This window comes from Micromonospora sp. NBRC 110009, from assembly GCF_030518795.1.
Lineage (GTDB): Bacteria > Actinomycetota > Actinomycetes > Mycobacteriales > Micromonosporaceae > Micromonospora.
In genome coordinates this window covers 256,515-273,242 of the sequence record NZ_CP130427.1, presented here as the reverse complement: position 1 = coordinate 273,242, position 16,728 = coordinate 256,515, and the positions used below count along the sequence as shown (strand labels likewise).

10 protein-coding genes and 1 pseudogene are annotated in these 16,728 nt (G+C 70.9%); 6 read left to right on the top strand and 5 right to left on the bottom strand.

Going from position 1 to position 16,728, the window contains the following annotated elements:
* The first annotated feature begins 72 nt into the window (after positions 1-72).
* The gene (locus Q2K19_RS01250) at positions 73-4,512 is read left to right on the top strand and encodes a HAMP domain-containing protein (RefSeq protein ID WP_302766868.1); all 4,440 of its coding nucleotides are present in this window, start codon (positions 73-75) and stop codon (positions 4,510-4,512) included.
* Positions 4,513-4,563: 51 nt separating this feature from the next.
* On the opposite strand, the gene Q2K19_RS01245 is transcribed toward Q2K19_RS01250, so the two are convergent.
* The 4 genes and pseudogenes from Q2K19_RS01245 to Q2K19_RS33290 form a co-directional block, all read right to left on the bottom strand.
* On the bottom strand, positions 4,564-5,073 hold the full coding sequence (locus tag Q2K19_RS01245) for an FBP domain-containing protein (protein ID WP_302766866.1): 510 nt from the start codon (positions 5,071-5,073) through the stop codon (positions 4,564-4,566).
* A gap of 32 nt (positions 5,074-5,105) precedes the next feature.
* Positions 5,106-6,257 (bottom strand): RNA-guided endonuclease InsQ/TnpB family protein, encoded by a 1,152-nt coding sequence (locus Q2K19_RS01240; RefSeq protein ID WP_302772194.1) that lies wholly within the window; start codon positions 6,255-6,257, stop codon positions 5,106-5,108.
* A gap of 610 nt (positions 6,258-6,867) precedes the next feature.
* Positions 6,868-7,194, bottom strand: coding sequence for a Rossmann-fold NAD(P)-binding domain-containing protein (locus Q2K19_RS01235; protein WP_302766864.1), 327 nt, complete (start codon positions 7,192-7,194; stop codon positions 6,868-6,870).
* A gap of 88 nt (positions 7,195-7,282) precedes the next feature.
* Positions 7,283-7,648, bottom strand: a pseudogene (locus Q2K19_RS33290) (SDR family NAD(P)-dependent oxidoreductase); the annotation flags it as partial.
* Between the two features lie 801 nt (positions 7,649-8,449).
* On the opposite strand from Q2K19_RS33290, the gene Q2K19_RS01225 reads away from it, so the two are divergent.
* From Q2K19_RS01225 to Q2K19_RS01205, 5 genes are all read left to right on the top strand, one after another.
* Positions 8,450-9,991: a glycosyltransferase family 39 protein gene (locus Q2K19_RS01225; protein WP_302766861.1), complete on the top strand. Its 1,542-nt coding sequence runs from the start codon at positions 8,450-8,452 to the stop codon at positions 9,989-9,991.
* A gap of 100 nt (positions 9,992-10,091) precedes the next feature.
* Positions 10,092-12,023 (top strand): glycosyltransferase family 2 protein, encoded by a 1,932-nt coding sequence (locus Q2K19_RS01220; protein WP_302766859.1) that lies wholly within the window; start codon positions 10,092-10,094, stop codon positions 12,021-12,023.
* On the top strand, positions 12,020-13,156 hold the full coding sequence (locus Q2K19_RS01215; RefSeq protein WP_302766858.1) for a glycoside hydrolase family 26 protein: 1,137 nt from the start codon (positions 12,020-12,022) through the stop codon (positions 13,154-13,156). Before Q2K19_RS01220 ends, Q2K19_RS01215 begins: the two co-directional genes overlap by 4 nt.
* Positions 13,153-14,277: a glycoside hydrolase family 26 protein gene (locus Q2K19_RS01210; protein WP_302766857.1), complete on the top strand. Its 1,125-nt coding sequence runs from the start codon at positions 13,153-13,155 to the stop codon at positions 14,275-14,277. The genes Q2K19_RS01215 and Q2K19_RS01210 overlap by 4 nt, the downstream gene beginning before the upstream one ends.
* A 188-nt stretch (positions 14,278-14,465) precedes the next feature.
* Positions 14,466-15,650 (top strand): glycoside hydrolase family 26 protein, encoded by a 1,185-nt coding sequence (locus Q2K19_RS01205; RefSeq protein WP_302766855.1) that lies wholly within the window; start codon positions 14,466-14,468, stop codon positions 15,648-15,650.
* 5 nt (positions 15,651-15,655) lie between these two features.
* Here Q2K19_RS01205 and Q2K19_RS01200 read toward each other — a convergent pair whose 3' ends face one another.
* Entirely contained in the window at positions 15,656-16,567 is a 912-nt protein-coding gene (locus Q2K19_RS01200; RefSeq protein ID WP_302766853.1) for a GNAT family N-acetyltransferase, read from the bottom strand.
* Positions 16,568-16,728: the final 161 nt, after the last annotated feature.

The following is a 16,728-nucleotide window of genomic DNA, read 5'->3' as shown; positions in this document are numbered from 1 at the left end:
GGTGAGGCGGTAATGGTGGTCGAGCAGTCGGTGCCGCAACGACGGGCAGCTGGTCTGGATGCCGGCGGCCAGATGACGGATCCGGGGCTCCGGCAGCTGCTGGCCGGGTTGACGGCGGTGCGCGACGGCGACTTCGGCACCCGGTTGCCGGCGGACGCCGACGGTCTGCTGGGTGAGATCGCGACCGTGTTCAACGGCATGGTGGACCAGCTGTCGCTGTTCACCTCCGAGGTGACCCGGGTGGCCCGGGAGGTGGGCACCGAGGGGCAGCTCGGCGGTCAGGCGGACGTGCCGGGCGTGTCGGGCACCTGGAAGGACCTCACCGACTCGGTCAACGCGATGGCCGGGAACCTGACCGACCAGGTGCGGGACATCGCCGAGGTCGCCACGGCGGTGGCCCGGGGTGACCTGTCGCAGAAGATCACGGTCGACGTGCGCGGCGAGATCCGGGAGCTGAAGAACACCATCAACACGATGGTGGACCAGCTGTCGTCGTTCGCCGACGAGGTGACCCGGGTGGCCCGGGAGGTGGGCAGCGAGGGCCGGCTCGGCGGGCAGGCCGAGGTGCCCGGCGTGGCCGGCACGTGGCGCGACCTCACCGACTCGGTGAACTTCATGGCCGGCAACCTGACCAGCCAGGTGCGCAACATCGCCCAGGTGACCACGGCGGTGGCCCGGGGTGACCTGTCGCAGAAGATCACCGTCGACGCCCGGGGCGAGATCCTGGAGCTGAAGAACACCATCAACACGATGGTGGACCAGCTGTCGTCGTTCGCCGACGAGGTGACCCGGGTGGCCCGCGAGGTGGGCACCGACGGCCGGCTCGGCGGGCAGGCCCAGGTCAGCGGCGTGGCCGGCACCTGGCGCGACCTTACCGACTCGGTGAACTCGATGGCCGTCAACCTCACCGACCAGGTCCGCAGCATCGCCCAGGTGGCCACCGCGGTGGCCCGGGGCGACCTCTCCCAGAAGATCACCGTGACCGCGCACGGGGAGATCCTGGAGCTGAAGAACACCATCAACACGATGGTGGACCAGCTCTCGTCGTTCGCCGACGAGGTGACCCGGGTGGCCCGGGAGGTCGGCACCGAGGGCCGCCTCGGCGGCCAGGCCGACGTCAAGGGCGTCTCCGGCACCTGGAAGGCGCTGACCGAATCGGTCAACGTCATGGCGGACAACCTGACCGCTCAGGTCCGCAGCATCGCCGAGGTCACCACCGCCGTCGCCAAGGGCGACCTGACGCAGAAGATCCGGGTAGACGCCCGCGGCGAGATCCTCGCCCTGAAGGAGACCATCAACACGATGGTCGACCAGCTCTCGGCGTTCGCGGACGAGGTCACCCGGGTGGCCCGCGAGGTGGGCACCGAGGGTCGCCTCGGTGGGCAGGCCCGGGTGTCGAACGTGGGTGGCACCTGGAAGGACCTGACGGACAACGTCAACGAGATGGCGAACAACCTCACCAACCAGGTGCGGTCCATCGCCCTCGTGGCCACCGCCGTCGCCCAGGGCGACCTGAGCCGGCAGATCACCGTCGAGGCCAAGGGCGAGGTCGCCGTGCTGGCGCAGACCATCAACACGATGGTCGACACGCTCGGCGCGTTCGCCGACGAGGTGACCCGGGTGGCCCGCGAGGTGGGCACCGAGGGCCGCCTCGGCGGGCAGGCCCGGGTGCCCAACGTGGCCGGCACCTGGAAGGACCTGACCGACAACGTCAACTCCATGGCGAACAACCTCACCGGCCAGGTGCGCAACATCGCCCAGGTCACCACCGCCGTGGCGCAGGGCGACCTGACCAAGAAGATCGACGTCGACGCCCGCGGCGAGATCCTGGAGCTGAAGACCACCATCAACACCATGGTCGACCAGCTCTCCAGCTTCGCCGCCGAGGTCACCCGGGTCGCCCGGGAAGTGGGCAGCGAGGGCCGGCTCGGCGGCCAGGCCGAGGTCGAGGGCGTCTCCGGTACCTGGAAGCGGCTCACCGAGAACGTCAACGAGCTGGCCGGAAACCTCACCCGGCAGGTACGCGCCATCGCCGAGGTGACCAGCGCGGTCGCCACCGGCGACCTGACCCGCTCGATCACCGTCGACGCCTCCGGCGAGGTCGCCGAGCTGAAGGACAACATCAACTCGATGGTGGAGTCGCTGCGCGAGACCACCCGGACCAACCAGGAACAGGACTGGCTCAAGACCAACCTGGCCCGCATCTCCGGCCTCATGCAGGGCCACCGGGACCTGGAGGTGGTCGCCGGCCTGGTGATGAACGAGCTGGCCCCGCTGGTCTCCGCGCAGCTCGGCACCTTCCTGCTGATGGACGACACCGCCGGAGGCCGCGGGCTGCGGGTCGTCGGCGGCTACGGCCACGACGCCGCCCGGCGCACCTACGCCCTCGGTGACTCCCTGGTCGGCCAGGCCGCGCTGAGCAAGCGGGCCATCGTGGTGGACGCCGTGCCGGCGGACTACGTCACCGTCTCGTCCAGCCTCGGCGCCGCGGCGCCGCTGCACCTGGTCGTGTTGCCCATCCTCTTCGAGGACCAGGTCCTCGGGGTCATCGAACTGGCCGGCATGGGCCGGTTCACCGCGACCCAGCGGGACTTCCTCGAACAGCTCACCGAGACCATCGGCGTCAACGTCAACACCATCGTGGCCAATGCCCGCACCGATGTCCTGCTCACCGAGTCGCAGCGCCTCGCCGCGGAGCTGCGGACCCGCTCGGAGGAACTCCAGGCCCGCTCGGAGGAGCTCCAGAGCTCCAACGCCGAGCTGGAGGAGAAGGCGGCCCTGCTGGCCCGGCAGAACCACGACATCGAGACGAAGAACTCCGAGATCGAGCACGCCCGCCAGGAGTTGGAGACGCGCGCCCAGCAGCTGGCGCTCGCCTCGAAGTACAAGTCCGAGTTCCTCGCCAACATGAGCCACGAGCTGCGTACCCCGCTGAACTCGCTGCTCATCCTGGCCCAGCTGCTGGCGCAGAACCCCGGCCGCAACCTCACCCCGAAGCAGGTCGAGTACGCCACCGTCATCCACTCCGCCGGCGCCGACCTGCTCCAGCTCATCAACGACATCCTCGACCTGTCCAAGGTCGAGGCGGGCAAGATGGACATCAACCCGGAGACCTTCGACCTGTCCGCGCTGCGCGACTACGTCGACGCCACCTTCCGCCCGCTCACCACCCCCCGCGGGCTGGAGCTGGACATCGTCACCAGCCCGGACGTGCCCATCCAGCTGCACACCGACGAGCAGCGGCTCCGGCAGGTGCTGCGCAACCTGGTCTCCAACGCGGTCAAGTTCACCGAGAAGGGCCGGGTGCAGCTCCGGATCGAGCGGGCCCGCCCGGACGAGCTGCCCAGCGAGCTGCCGGCCGCGGAGACGGTCATCGCGTTCCGGGTCATCGACACCGGCATCGGCATCGCCGAGCAGCACCTGACCGCCATCTTCGACGCGTTCCAGCAGGCCGACGGCACCACCAGCCGGCGGTACGGCGGCACCGGCCTGGGCCTGTCCATCAGCCGGGAGATCGCCCAGCTGCTCGGCGGGCAGATCACCGCGCGCAGCGTTCTCGGCCAAGGCAGCACCTTCACCCTCTACCTGCCGGCCACCGCCAACGTCCCGCCGCCGGTGGAGGCCGTCGCGATCCCGGCCACGCCGGCCGAGGCGGACGCCGAGCGCTGGGTCAAGCAGCTGCAACGCCGGGTGCTCGTGCTCGAACCGCGCGACAAGGGCCTGCTCACCCTGCTCACCCGCGGGGCGACCGCGGAGAGCGGGGTGGCCGTCCAGGTGACCACCGCGGTGGACGCCGAGTCGGCGATCGAGACCCTCGCCGGACACCCGCACGACCTGCTCGTGGTCCAGCTCGACCCGGCCGACGAGGCCGGCACCGCCCTGCTCAAGGCGCTGCACGAGCAGGCCGACCTGCGTGGCCTGCCGGTCCTGGCGTACCACGGGCAGCCCCTCGCGGCCGGGCCGGAGACCCTGCTGCAGGGCATGGCCGCCGACCGGCCGCTGGAGATCATCGGCAGCCTGGACGAGCTGCGGGAACGGATCGTGCTGCACCTGAACGCGGGCATCTCGGAGCGGGTGATGCCCCTGCGGGCGCCGGACAACCACGCTTCGCCGGTCAGCGATCCGGTTCCCCCGGCCCTGGCCGGCCGCAAGGTGCTCGTGGTGGACGACGACGCCCGTAACGTCTTCGCCCTGACCAACATCCTGGAACTGCACGGCCTCGACGTGGTCTACGCGGAGAACGGCCGCAAGGGCGTCGAGACCCTGATGCGCCACGACGACATCGACCTGGTGCTGATGGACGTGATGATGCCGGAGATGGACGGGTACGCCGCCACGGCCGCCATCCGCGCCATGCCCCGCTACGCCGACCTGCCGATCATCGCGGTCACCGCCAAGGCGATGCGCGGTGACCGGGAGAAGAGCATCTCCTCCGGCGCGAGCGACTACGTCACCAAGCCGGTCGACGCGGAGGACCTGCTCAGCTGCATCCACCGCTGGCTGGACAACTGAACAGAGCCGGTGGGCGCCGGCCCGGCCTCCCCGGGGCCGGCGCCCACCGGGTCAGCCCGCCACGACGCGGTTGGTGAAGCCGGCCAGGTTGGCCATCGCGCGGTCGATCCGCTCCGGCAGCGCCAGGGTCTCCTCCCGGCGGACCAGCCGCATCTTCGGCTGCCGCTTGCCCCGCAGGTAGAGCGAGCAGGCCAGGTCGGCGCAGATGTACTCGCCGATGGTGTTTCCCTTCCGCCCGGCAGCCCCGGCCAGGGGCGCGACGAAGAGCGTCACTCCCGACGCGGTGTGATCGGTCAGGCAGATCCGGCACATGCTCGACCGCATCGTGCTCGACTTGTACGTCTCGGGTCGCCGCAGCACCAGGCCGATGGGCCCGTCCTCGCCGGGCGCGACCAGCAGCGCCCGCAGCGGGGCGCCCGGGTCGGTCCAGCCGAGGAAGTCCAGATCCGGCCACGGGATCCCGCCCTCGGCGAAGCCCGCGGGCAGCCGGATCCGGCTGGCCTCGCCCTTGCTGCAGTTGACGAAGGATCCCCGGATGTCCTTCTCGTCGAGCGGTTGCATGCTGCGCAAGCTAGTGCGGTGTCCACGAACGTTCACCGGGTTTTCTGGTGGTTGTTGTGGATCCTCGCCGTTGGGGCGAGCGACTCCCCACCAGATGCTGGTGGGGCGGGCCTCCGCGGGCCAACTGATCCTCTCGCCGCCTGGTGTGGGCGGCGGGGGTCACGTCGGGACTGGCCGGCACCGGGGAGGTGTCGTCCGGCTCGACGGTGCGTGACCACCTGCGGCAGCACGACGGCTGTCGGGGTGGTGGGTCCGCCGCCCGGGGTGCGGGTGGCGATGATGGCGGCCGCGACGAGGTCGCGGTGCCCAGTGAACTGGCAGTGCGGGCAGGACAGGGTCCGCCCGCGCGGTTTCGGCACCCGCCGCTGGCAGGCGGGGCAGGTGGAGGACGTGCCACGCTCGTTCACGGGGTGGACGGTGATGCCGGCCAGGGTGGCCTTGTCGGTGAGGACTTGCAGGAGTCGGCCGATCTGCCACTGCCGTAGCCGCAGGTTGTGCCGCCGCCCCGCGTCGATATCGAGGACCCCGCGCGGGTCACCGACGTGCAGCACCCCGACCCGCTCGCGTACCGCCCAGGAGACGACCGTGGCGGCGGCTTCATGCTGGGCCTGCCGGACCCGGCGCCGGTGCCGGCCTTCCACCAGCCGGGCCCGGCGGCGATACTTACGCCACCGCCGTGACCCCTTCTGCCCCGGCTTCGGCACCCGCCCGGCCACCGCGCGGTGGCGGGCCTTGGTGTCGGCCAGGTGCATGCGGTGTTCGGCGCGGATCGCCCGCCCCGACACCAACAGGCCTTCACCGTCCGGGCTGGCTACCGCGTAGGGGTGGATGATGCCCAGATCCACCCCGGCTATCCGGCCCGGATCGGGTGCCTCGCCGGGCGGGTAGGTCGCGACCGGGACTTCGGCGGTGACGTCCAGGAACAGCCGGCCGCCCTCGCACAGCAGGGTGACCGACCGGACCTGCTCGACCGGATACGGCACCTCCCGCGCCAACCGCACCCACAACGGCGCCGTGCCGCGTGCGGTCGGGATGCGCACCCGACGCCCGTCGAGGGTGAATGTGCCGTGGTACCAGCGCACCGGCATCAGCGCACGCCGGCGGCGCGGGAACCGCGCCGACACGTCACCATCCTTGCGGCGCTTCGCCGCAGCAAACCAGGCATCCGAGAAGCGGCGCAACACCGACCGGGCCCCCGTCGAATCCAACTCGCCGAACGTGCCAGGACCGGACGACGCCAACTCCCGACACCACTCCTGATAGCCCACCAGCGGCACAGCACCGCGACGCCGCCGCCACGCATTGATCTCCAACACACACGCCCGCACGTCACCAGCCGAACGGAGCAACCCGAAACACCGCCGCCGCTGCCCGGCCGTCACTCGCAAAGCAACACGCGCGGTGCGGTGCACCACCCGCGGCGCGGCAGGATTTCGACGACGAGGCACAACCGAAACCAACACCACCGGTACGACAATTTCCCTCAGGCGGCCAACCCGGCGAACGTTAGTGGACACAGCACCAGAGAGGCTCCGCCTCGGACCGCCGAGCAGGCCAGTTGAGCTGGACAAACAGCCTGTGGCCCTACCTCGGGCCAAGCTCACGCAGGGACCCGCGGCCCGATCTTGGCCGGCCGCCGCCACCCGCTGCGCCGATGTCCGGTCGCCGCGGCGACCGGCTGTGCCACCCAAGTGGCTGGTCAGAACCCATGTCTGCAAAATGTGGAGCGGGCAACACAACGCTACGCCCGCTCAAAAACTTGACACAAACGTCGAGAATCTGGCGACCAAGGATCTAGCAGGCCTCCTCCTTCCGGTCACCCGCTTTTCCGTGCCGCGCCACGCGCGCCCGCGACGACGGGGGCTCGCCGGCCTGATCGCGCTCGCCCGGTCGGCGGTCGCGCAGCCAGCGCGCGAACTCGGCGGCGACGATGCGCTCGTCGTGCACTCCGGCCGCGTCGTCGGACGCCAGCCAGACGATGGGCGGACCCATCACCGCCGGATCGAGGAACCGCTGGCCCTCGCGGGGCGCGGCGTCGAGGGGCAGCATCCCCGTGACGGTCGGGCCCCCGGGGAGCAGCAGGTTGACGGTGACGCCGCTGTCCCGCAGGTCGGCGGCCATGATCCGGGACAGCGCCGCACTGCCGGCACGGACCGTAGGGGACGAACCCGGCGCGGTGCATGGTCGACGTGCTCACCGCGATGTTGACGATGCGGCCCCCGCCGGCGGCCAACATCCGCGGCGTGACCTCACGAGCGACCAGGAAGTAGCCGGTCAGGTTCGTCGCGATCACCGCGCGGAAGCCGTCGACCGGCACCTCCCAGAAGCCCTGCGGGTGGGTCATGAAGTGCGGGTTGACCGTTCGCATGCCGATCCCGGCGTTGTTCACCAGCATGTCGATGCCGCCGAGCCGCGACCACGCCTCGTCGACCGCGCTGGCCACCGACGACTCGTCCCGTACGTCCAGCTCGACGCCGATCGCCCCCGGGAGCGCGGCGGCGACGGAGCTCGCCCGCCGGCCGGATCGGCCGGTCAGCGCGACCGTCGCTCCCGCCTCGGCCAGCGCGGCGGCCATGGCCAGGCCCAGTCCGCTCGTCCCGCCGGTCACCAGCACCTTCGTCATCGGTACACCAACCACCCGCCCACCTCACCGGCCCTGGCCCTCCGCCGCCGTGGCACACCCATGACCACGACGCTAGGAGTTGGCGCGTACTCGAAGTCAAGCCAGGACCGGCCGCGACGGCCGTTCGCGGGCCTCCGTCCACCGCACCGTCCACATCACCACGACGGCGTCCTCGATCGACTGTCCGTCATGGACCGCCGCACACCCACCAGCGACCCCACCGGGGTGCCGCGCCGTTCCTGGACGGGTGCCTGGCGGCGCCGGGCGTCGGCGCGGGACATCTGGCGGCCCGCGCGCCACTGGTCGACGACCGGCGCGGCGGGCCCTCAGGGGGTGCGCGACCCGGGCGGCCAGAGGCGGCCGGTTGGGCGAACCCCGGCGTGAGGCGGCGGGTCCGGTGCGGGGCCAGCCCCGCGCTTCCGGCAAGGCGTTGCGGGAGCGCTAACATCGTAAGACCTCAATATTTGGACGTCGCGGGGAGGGGCTCTGACCACAGGTCAACAACAGGCGGGGGGAGCGTAGTTCCGCAGTCAAACCGGGGGTGATGACCCAATTGGGTAGGGTCCGGCCGCTTCTGGTAGATACCAACCGTATTCCGACAATCCCTCATTAAGCTCCTCGGTGTCATCCAGTCTTCGACCCGGGACTCCTGGTGCGCGCTCGTGCTGCTCGGTCGGCACAGTGCGTGCTGACCAGGCGTCTGTAGTCGGCTGGGCCCTGGTTGCCGGAACCCACGGAGATACGTGAGTAACGATGAAGGACGCGGACACGATGGTGCTGAGCCGGCCCGACGGACCGGTGGAGATCGGCGTCGAGGACCCCTGGGGCGAGGACCGGGTGGCCGGGCCCGGGGGAGCGGAGACCCTGGCATCCGGTGGTACGACGACCCGCGCCCCCCGCTGGCGGGTCGCGGCATGGCTGGTGCCGGCGCTGCTGATGGGCGCCCTCGGCGCCGTCCGGGCCAGCACACCCGGGCTGCGGACGGAGGAGCTGGTGACCTGGCGCAGCGCCACGTCACCCTGGCGGGACAGCTGGTCCGCGCTCTATCGGGGGGACGGCACGATGACGCCGTACCACCTGCTGATGCGCGCCTGGGCCGAGGCGTTCGGCGCCTCCGACCTCGCCCTGCGCGTACCGTCGATCCTGGCCATGGCCGCTGCCGCGGCGCTGCTCGGTGCGGCGGTGGCGCGCATGTTCACGCCGGGCACCGGCGTCCTGGCCGGGGTGATCTTCGCGCTGCTGCCGGCGTCGACGCGGTACGCGCAGGAGGCCCAGCCGTACGCGCTCACCCTGCTCGCCGCGGTGCTCGCCACCTGGCTGCTCCTGTGTGCCGTCGACCGGCCGAGGCTCTGGCGCTTCGCCGCGTACGCCGGCGCCGTGATCATCCTGGGCCTGGCCCACGCCCTCGCGCTCCTGCTGCTCGTCGGCCACGGCTGGGCCGTGCTCGCCTTCCGGCGCGGTGTGGTCGGTCGCTGGCTGGCCGCCGCCTTCCTGGGCGCGCTGCCCGCGGCCGCGCTGGTCTGGCTCGCCGTGCGGGACGGTGGGCAGCTCTTTCCGGCGTCCCGTCCGAGCCTGACCGCCCTGGCGGCGACCCCGCGGGAGTTGTTCGGTGCCGCCACGCTGGGGGCGCTGCTGCTCGGGCTGGCGCTGTTGAGCCTCCCGCTGCGGTACGCCGCGGCCGTCTTCACCGCCTGGGCGGTGGTGCCGCCGCTCGTGCTGCTGCTCGCCGCCCAGGCGACGCCGATCTGGTCCCCGCAGTGGCTGCTCTTCACGCTACCGGCGTGGGCGGCGCTCGGGGCGGCCGCGCTGTCCCGGGTGCGCGTCCGGTTGTCGACGGCCGTGGTGGCGGTGATCGCCCTGATCAGTGCGCCGGTGCAGCTCGCCACGCGGGCAGCCGACGGGCATGAGCAGGACACCCGCCAGCTCGCGCGGATCATCGGTGGTCACGTGCAGTCCGGCGACGGCGTGGTCTACGGCGCCGGCGACACCGCGGACGGTGCGGGCGTCCGGAACGTGGTGACTCGCTACCTCCGGGCCGACCGCCGGCCGGTTGACGTGCTCCCGGCGGCTGCGGCGGGCGACAACGGTCGACAACCGGTCGCCGGATGCGCCGACGACTGCCTGCGCGGCGTGCGGCGCCTCTGGGTGATCCGCGTCGGCGAGCGGACCGACCCGGTGCCGCCCGTGCTCGGTGGTGCCGAGGCACTGCTCCGGAGCAGGTACCACGTGGCGCAGGTCTGGCGACCCACCGGGTTCACGCTGGCCCTGCTGGTGGACGAGCGCCCCGATCTCTGACCGGCGAGCACGCCGTCGGCTGCGTCCGTGGCAGCCAGGAATTCGCTGATCAACAGCTGTGCCCTGCATTGACCGATTAGGAGCAGCCACGGTCGAGTTCGTGGCGCCCAAGACTCAGACCCATGGGGGAATTGTGGCCGTCACCGCCGATACACGCCTGTCGCGCGCCGCGAAACCGGAGACTCCGGGCGACAGCCCTCCGGCGGGCTCCCCGGCGCAACCGCCGCCGGGTCACGGCCCGGATCGCCGTCAACTGAACATTCGAGCCCGTCTCGCGTACGCGAAGTGCGGCACGATCGCCGGACCGCTGACCGCGCCGCGCCGCCCGGACGCGGCGGTCCATTTCCGCCACGCCGCCTCACCCGCGGCGCGGCTGGTCCTGAGCCTGCTGGTCCTGGTCAACAGCGCGGCCGGGCTGCTCTTCATCGGCTGGCTGCTGCTTCCCCAGCACGTACCCGGGGCCGGCGGGACCGGGCTCGGAAGCTGGCAGACGGTCGCGGCCCGGCTCGGCTTCTGCGTGGTCGTCGGCGTCGAGCTGATCCGCCTCGCGCAGAACGTGGTCGTCTGGATGTTCGCCTTCCACGCCAAGGACCCGGTCCCGGTCGACCCGCCGGTCGGCCTGCGGGTGGCCCTGCTCACCACCATCGTGCCCAGCAAGGAACCGCTCGACGTCGCGGAGCGCACCCTGCGCCGGCTGCGCCAGATCGTGTACTGCGGCCAGGTCGACGTCTGGATCCTCGACGAGGGGGACGACCCGGCGGTGAAGGAGATGGCCGAGCGGCTCGGCGTACGGCACTTCAGCCGCAAGGGACGGCCGGAATACAACCAGCCCCACGGCGAGTTCCGCGCCCGGACGAAGTCCGGCAACCACAACGCCTGGCGGGCCGAGCACGAGGACCAGTACGACGTGGTGGCCAACGTGGACCCCGACCACGTGCCGCTGCCGCACTTCCTCGAACGGACGCTCGGCTACTTCCGCGATCCGGACGTCGCCTTCGTGGTGACGCCGCAGGTCTACGGCAACATGCACCAGAACTTCGTCGCGCACGGCGCCTCGGTCCAGCAGTACCTCTACAACGGCCTCATCGCGCGCGGCGGCAACGGCCTGGACGCACCGCTGCTGACCGGCACCGGCCACCTCTACCGGCCGTCGGCGTGGCGAACCATCGGCGGCTACCAGGATTCGATCATCGAGGACCATCTGACCAGCATCCGCATCCACGCCGCGACCAACCCGCGGACCGGCAACAAGTGGAAGGGCGTCTACACCCCCGACGTGGTCGCCCTCGGCGAGGGGCCGACCTCGTGGGCGGACTACTTCAACCAGCAGAAGCGGTGGGCCGCCGGCATCTGCGAGATCCTGGTCCGCCCCGAGCTGCGCGCGCCACGCGAGCTGCCGACCCGGCGGCGCTGGCAGTACCGCCTGCTGCAGTTCTACTACCCGAGCGTGGCGGTCAGCCTGCTGCTGGGCAACCTCGCCACGGCCATGTACCTGCTCACCGGGGTGGGCACCGCGCAGCTCGACGTCACCGTGTGGTCCCTGCTGTGGGGCTCGACCTTCGTCACCTGGTTCATGCTCTGGCTCTGGCTGCGCCGGTTCAACATCGCGCCCCACGAGCGGGAGGAGATCGGCATGGTCGGCATGGCATTGGCTCTGTTCGCCGGGCCCATCTACGTGGCCGCCGGGTTCACCGCGCTGCTGCGCCGGAAGCTGGGATTCGTGGTGACGGCCAAGGGCAAGCTGCGCACCACCGAGTCGTTGCGCACGTTCCGGCTGCACTTCTGCTGGGCGGCCGCCTCGGCCGGCCTGCTCGGCGCGAGCTTCGTGCTGGGCAACAGCTCACCCCTGCTGCGGCTGTGGCCGGTCCTGACCCTCCTGACCGGTCTGGGGCCGCCACTGATCGCGCTCGTCTCGAACATTCGGGCCGGCCGTGAGCAGCACGACGACCCGGCGGAGCCCGCCGTCCACGCCGACCGGGAGGAACGGCGTCCGCCGAAGTCACGGGTGGCGACCGAGGGGGTCCTGCGATGATCAGGCTGACCGTGCCGCGGGTCCTGATGGCGTTGACCGGTGCGCTGCTGCTGACCTACGCCTTCGCCGTAGCGCCCGCCACCACCTCCGAGGGCCGGGGCGGGGCGGTGCCGGCCGAAGCGAAGGCGCCCGCCCGACCGAGCGCGTCGCCCGGGCCTCGAGGACCCTTCCCACCGGCGGGTAAGACCTTCATCGGCATCATGACCGACAAGGGCCCCCACGACTTCACGCCGGTGGACAGCTTCGCGGCGGCCGCCCGGCACCAGCCGCAGGTCATGCTCTTCAGCGAGGGTTGGGCGTCCGCCACGTTCGACCGGACGCTCTTCGATCGGATCCGCGACCGCGGCATGATGCCGATGCTGGGCTGGGAGCCCTGGGACTACCGGCTGGACGAAAGGGCTCGGCAGCAGAAGCTGACCGCCCAGGAGATCGACAGGATCCGGTCGGATCAACCCACCTACCGGTTGTCCCGCATCGTTGGCGGAGAGTTCGACAGCTACGTGCGGTCCTGGGCGGAAGGGATCAAGTCACTCGGCTACCCGGTGGCCATCCGCTTCGCCCACGAGATGAACGGCTACTGGTACCCCTGGTGCGAGCTGGTCAACGGCAACCAGCCGGGCGACTTCGTGAAAGCCTGGCGCCACGTACACGACCTGTTCCGGGCGGTCGGGGTCACGAACGTCACCTGGGTGTGGAGCGCGAACGTCAGGTACACCGACCTGACCCCCAAGCTCTCCACGTACTACCCCGGCGACGACTACGTGGACTGGCTCGGCGTCACGGGCTACTACGGCAAGTGGGACTTCGCGGATTACCTCTCCTTCGACGAGATCTTCAAGAAGACCATCACCGAGATTCGCACCTTCAGCAAGAAGCCGATGGTCATCACCGAGGCCGGGGCTTCGGACCACAAAGGGCGCAAGGCCGAATGGATCAAGCAGGCCTTCCAGACGCTGCCCCGCTACCCGGACATCATCGGGCTGATCTGGTTCGAGGTGAACAAGGAACTCGACTGGCGCATCGTGAGTTCCCCGGCCGTGGCCACGGCCTTCGCCCAGGCGGTCGCGGCCCCTCGCTACCAGGTCACCTGGGGGCCGGCGATGCTCCCGCGCACGAAACTGGAGGGTCGATGAGGCTGACCGTTCCGCGGGTCCTGCTGGTGCTGACCGGCGCGCTGCTGCTGACCTACGCGGTCGCCGCCGCACCGGCCACCATGCTCGGGGGCCGGGAGGACGGCCGGTCCGACCGGCTTGCCAGGGCCGAGCCGGGCGCACCGCCGACCGCGGAGGTCTTCCCGCCGGCCGGCAAGGCGTTCATCGGGGTGATGACCGAGGAGGGCCCGCGGGACTTCGCGGCGCTGGACACGTTCACGGCTGCCGCGGGACACCAGCCGCAGGTCATGATGTTCAGCTCGTGGTGGGCGTCCGACAGATTCGACCGGACGCTCTTCGACCGGATCAGCAGCCGGGGCATGCTGCCGATGCTGGCCTGGGAACCATGGGACAACAAGCTGGACGAGGCGGCCCGGAAGAAGAAGCTGCCCGTCCGGGAAATCGACCAGATCCGGTCCAACCAGCCCAACTACCGGTTGTCCAGGATCGCGGGTGGGGACTTCGACCCCTACCTGCGGTCCTGGGCGGAAGGAATCCGGTCACTCGGCTACCCGGTGGCCATCCGGTTGGCGCACGAGATGAACGGTGACTGGTATCCGTGGTCCGAGGCGAGCAACGCCAACCGGCCGGGCGAGTACGTCAACGCGTGGCGGCACGTGCATGATCTCTTCCGGGCGGCCGGGGCCACCAACGTGACCTGGGTGTGGAGCCCGAATGTCAGATGGGACGACTCGACGCCGAAACTCTCCGGCTTCTATCCGGGCGATGACTACGTCGACTGGGTGGGCCTCTCGGGCTACTACGGCATCGGGGCCAATACGGACTACCGGTCCTTCGAGGCGATCTTCGGCCCCACCATCGCCGAGATCCGGGCGTTCAGCCGGAAGCCGATGGTCATCACCGAGACCGGGGCCTCCGACGCCACGGGGCGCAAGGCCGAATGGATCAAGGAGGCGTTCCGGGCACTGCCGCGCTACCCGGAGATCATCGGCCTCATCTGGTTCGAGGTGGACAAGGAACTGGACTGGCGCATCGTGAGCTCCCCCGCCGTGGCGGGGACCTTCGCCCAGGAGGTCGCCGCCCCTCGTTACGACCTCAGCTGGTCGCCGTCCCTGCTCCCGCGCAAGGAACTGGAGAAGTAGACCAGGACCTGCGCGGTCTGGTCCGAGGGGACGGCGAGCTGGACTAGGCTCCTGCGTAGGAAGCTGACGGACCAGACGTCCCCTGCGTGCCCCTCCTCGTCCGGAACAGATGTCGACGAGCGGCCGCTCGCGCCGCGAACGAGGAGCGCCACCCGCCGAACCAGCGGGGGCGGCTGAGGGGATCTGCCGTGGTGAGACTGACGGCTCCGCGGGTGATGATGCTGTTGACCGCCGCGCTGCTGCTGACGTACGGCTCCGTCGCGGCGCCGGCCCCCGCGCCGAGAGGCGGGGACGGTGTCCCGCCCGACCAGCTCGCGAAGGCGGAACCGGGTGTGGTGGTGACGTCCGGAGCACCGACGACAGCGACGGCCGCGCTGGCGATGCCGCCTCGAACGGCGCCCGAACTCTTCCCGCCCGCCGGAAAGACGTTCATCGGTGTCATGACCGCGCAGGGCCCGTACGACTTCACGGCGGTGGACAGGTTCACGACGGCCGCGAAGCGTCAGCCGCAGGTCATGCTCTTCAGCTCGGGATGGGCGACGGACAGGTTCGACCGGACGGTCTTCGACCGGGTCCGCGAGCGCGGCATGCTGCCGATGTTGGGTTGGGAGCCCTGGGACTACCGGGTGGACACGGCGGCCCGGAAGAAGAAGATCTCGGCCCGCAGGATCGACCAGATCCGGTCCGCTCAGCCCGCCTACCGGTTGTCCCGGATCGCGGGTGGGGACTTCGACGGCTACCTGCGGTCCTGGGCCGAGGGGATCAGGTCACTCGGCTACCCGGTGGCGATCCGGTTCGCCCACGAGATGAACGGCGACTGGTACCCGTGGTGCGAGCTGACCAACCGCAACCGGCCGGGCGACTACGTGCGGGCCTGGCGCCACGTGCACGACGTGTTCCGAGAGGCCGGGGCCACCAACGTCACCTGGGTGTGGAGCGCGAACGTCAGATGGAGCCGCTCGACCCCCAAACTCTCCGCGTACTACCCCGGCGACGCCTACGTGGACTGGCTCGGCGTCACGGGCTACTACGGCACCGGGGCGTTCTCGGCCTACCGGTCCTTCGACGCGATCTTCAAGAAGACCATCGCCGAGATGCGCACCCTCAGCCGGAAGCCGGTGGTCATCACCGAGACCGGGGCCTCCGACGCCACGGGGCGCAAGGCCGAATGGATCAGAGAGACCTTCCGGGTCCTGCCCAGGTACCCGGACATCATCGGGCTGATCTGGTTCGAGGTGAACAAGGAGCTGGACTGGCGCATCGTGAGTTCCGCCGCCGCCTCGAAGGCGTTCGCCCAGGCGGTGGCCGCCTCCCGGTACCACCTCACCTGGTCGCCGGACATGGTTCCGCGCACGGAGGTCGGCGGGGGTTGACCACCTCAACGGACGATGACGAGGTTGGCCATGTCGACCACCGGCCGGTAGCCGAGGGCCGCGTAGATCCGGTTCGAGGTCGGGTTCGCCTGGTCGGTGAAGAGGCACACCCGGGCGCCCTCGTCCTGGATCCGCCGGGAGACCTCGGCGACCGCGTTGCTGGCCCAGCCGCGCCCGCGCTGGGCCGGTGGCGTGTACACCGGACCCACCCGCGCGACCCCGAACGACGGCGGGTTGGCGCCGGTGAGATGCACCCGCTGCCCGGCCTCGTCCACCCAGAACCAGAGCTGTCCGGCGCGGATGCGACGCAGCATGTCCGCCCGGTCCGGTACTTCGTGCGCGCTGGCACCACGCGGGCGGCCCGCCTGTTCGTCGGCGTCGCCCATGAACGCGTCGAACCACCGGGTAGCCAGGGCCACGTCGTCCTCGGTTGCGGCCACCAGCCGGCCGGGCACCGGCTTCGGGCGGGCCAGCTCGCCGAGCTCGTGCAGCCGCGTGTGCTGGCTGACCTGGACCCGGCCGCCGCCGAGTCGGGTCAGCTCGGCGGCGCACAGTTGAGCTGCGGGGAGGGCCCCGTTGACGGCAAGCACCTCCTCCCCGCGATCGTGCAACGCGCGGGCCAGGGCCACGGCCGCCGCGTCCGACATCGGCAGCAGGAACGGCGGGTAGGGGGCGAACGGCGCCGCCCGCATCGCGGCGCCGACCACGGCTCCGGAGTCGTCTCTGACCACCAACCACCAGTTGCGGTCGGGTGCGACGATTCCTTCTTCCTGCTGCGAGAGCAGCCGGTGCGCGACGGTGGTCACCACCGTGCTGACCACCGGGTCAGCGGCCAGGTAGTCGGCCGCCGCCGCGAGAAACTCGCGCGGATCGGTGTGGAACCGCAGGCGCGGTCCGGCCGCCGGGGTTGCGCTCATGCGCGGAAGCTAACCGCCGGGAGGTCCGGCCGCACGCGGTTTTCCGCGCCGTCGGGCAGCGCCGCCTGCCTCTCGAATCCCGCGCCGGCGGCGCGTCCGGGCTTCGCGACCATCGACATCCGGTCGTCGGATCCATAGACTCCGGTCTTTCTGGTACCACG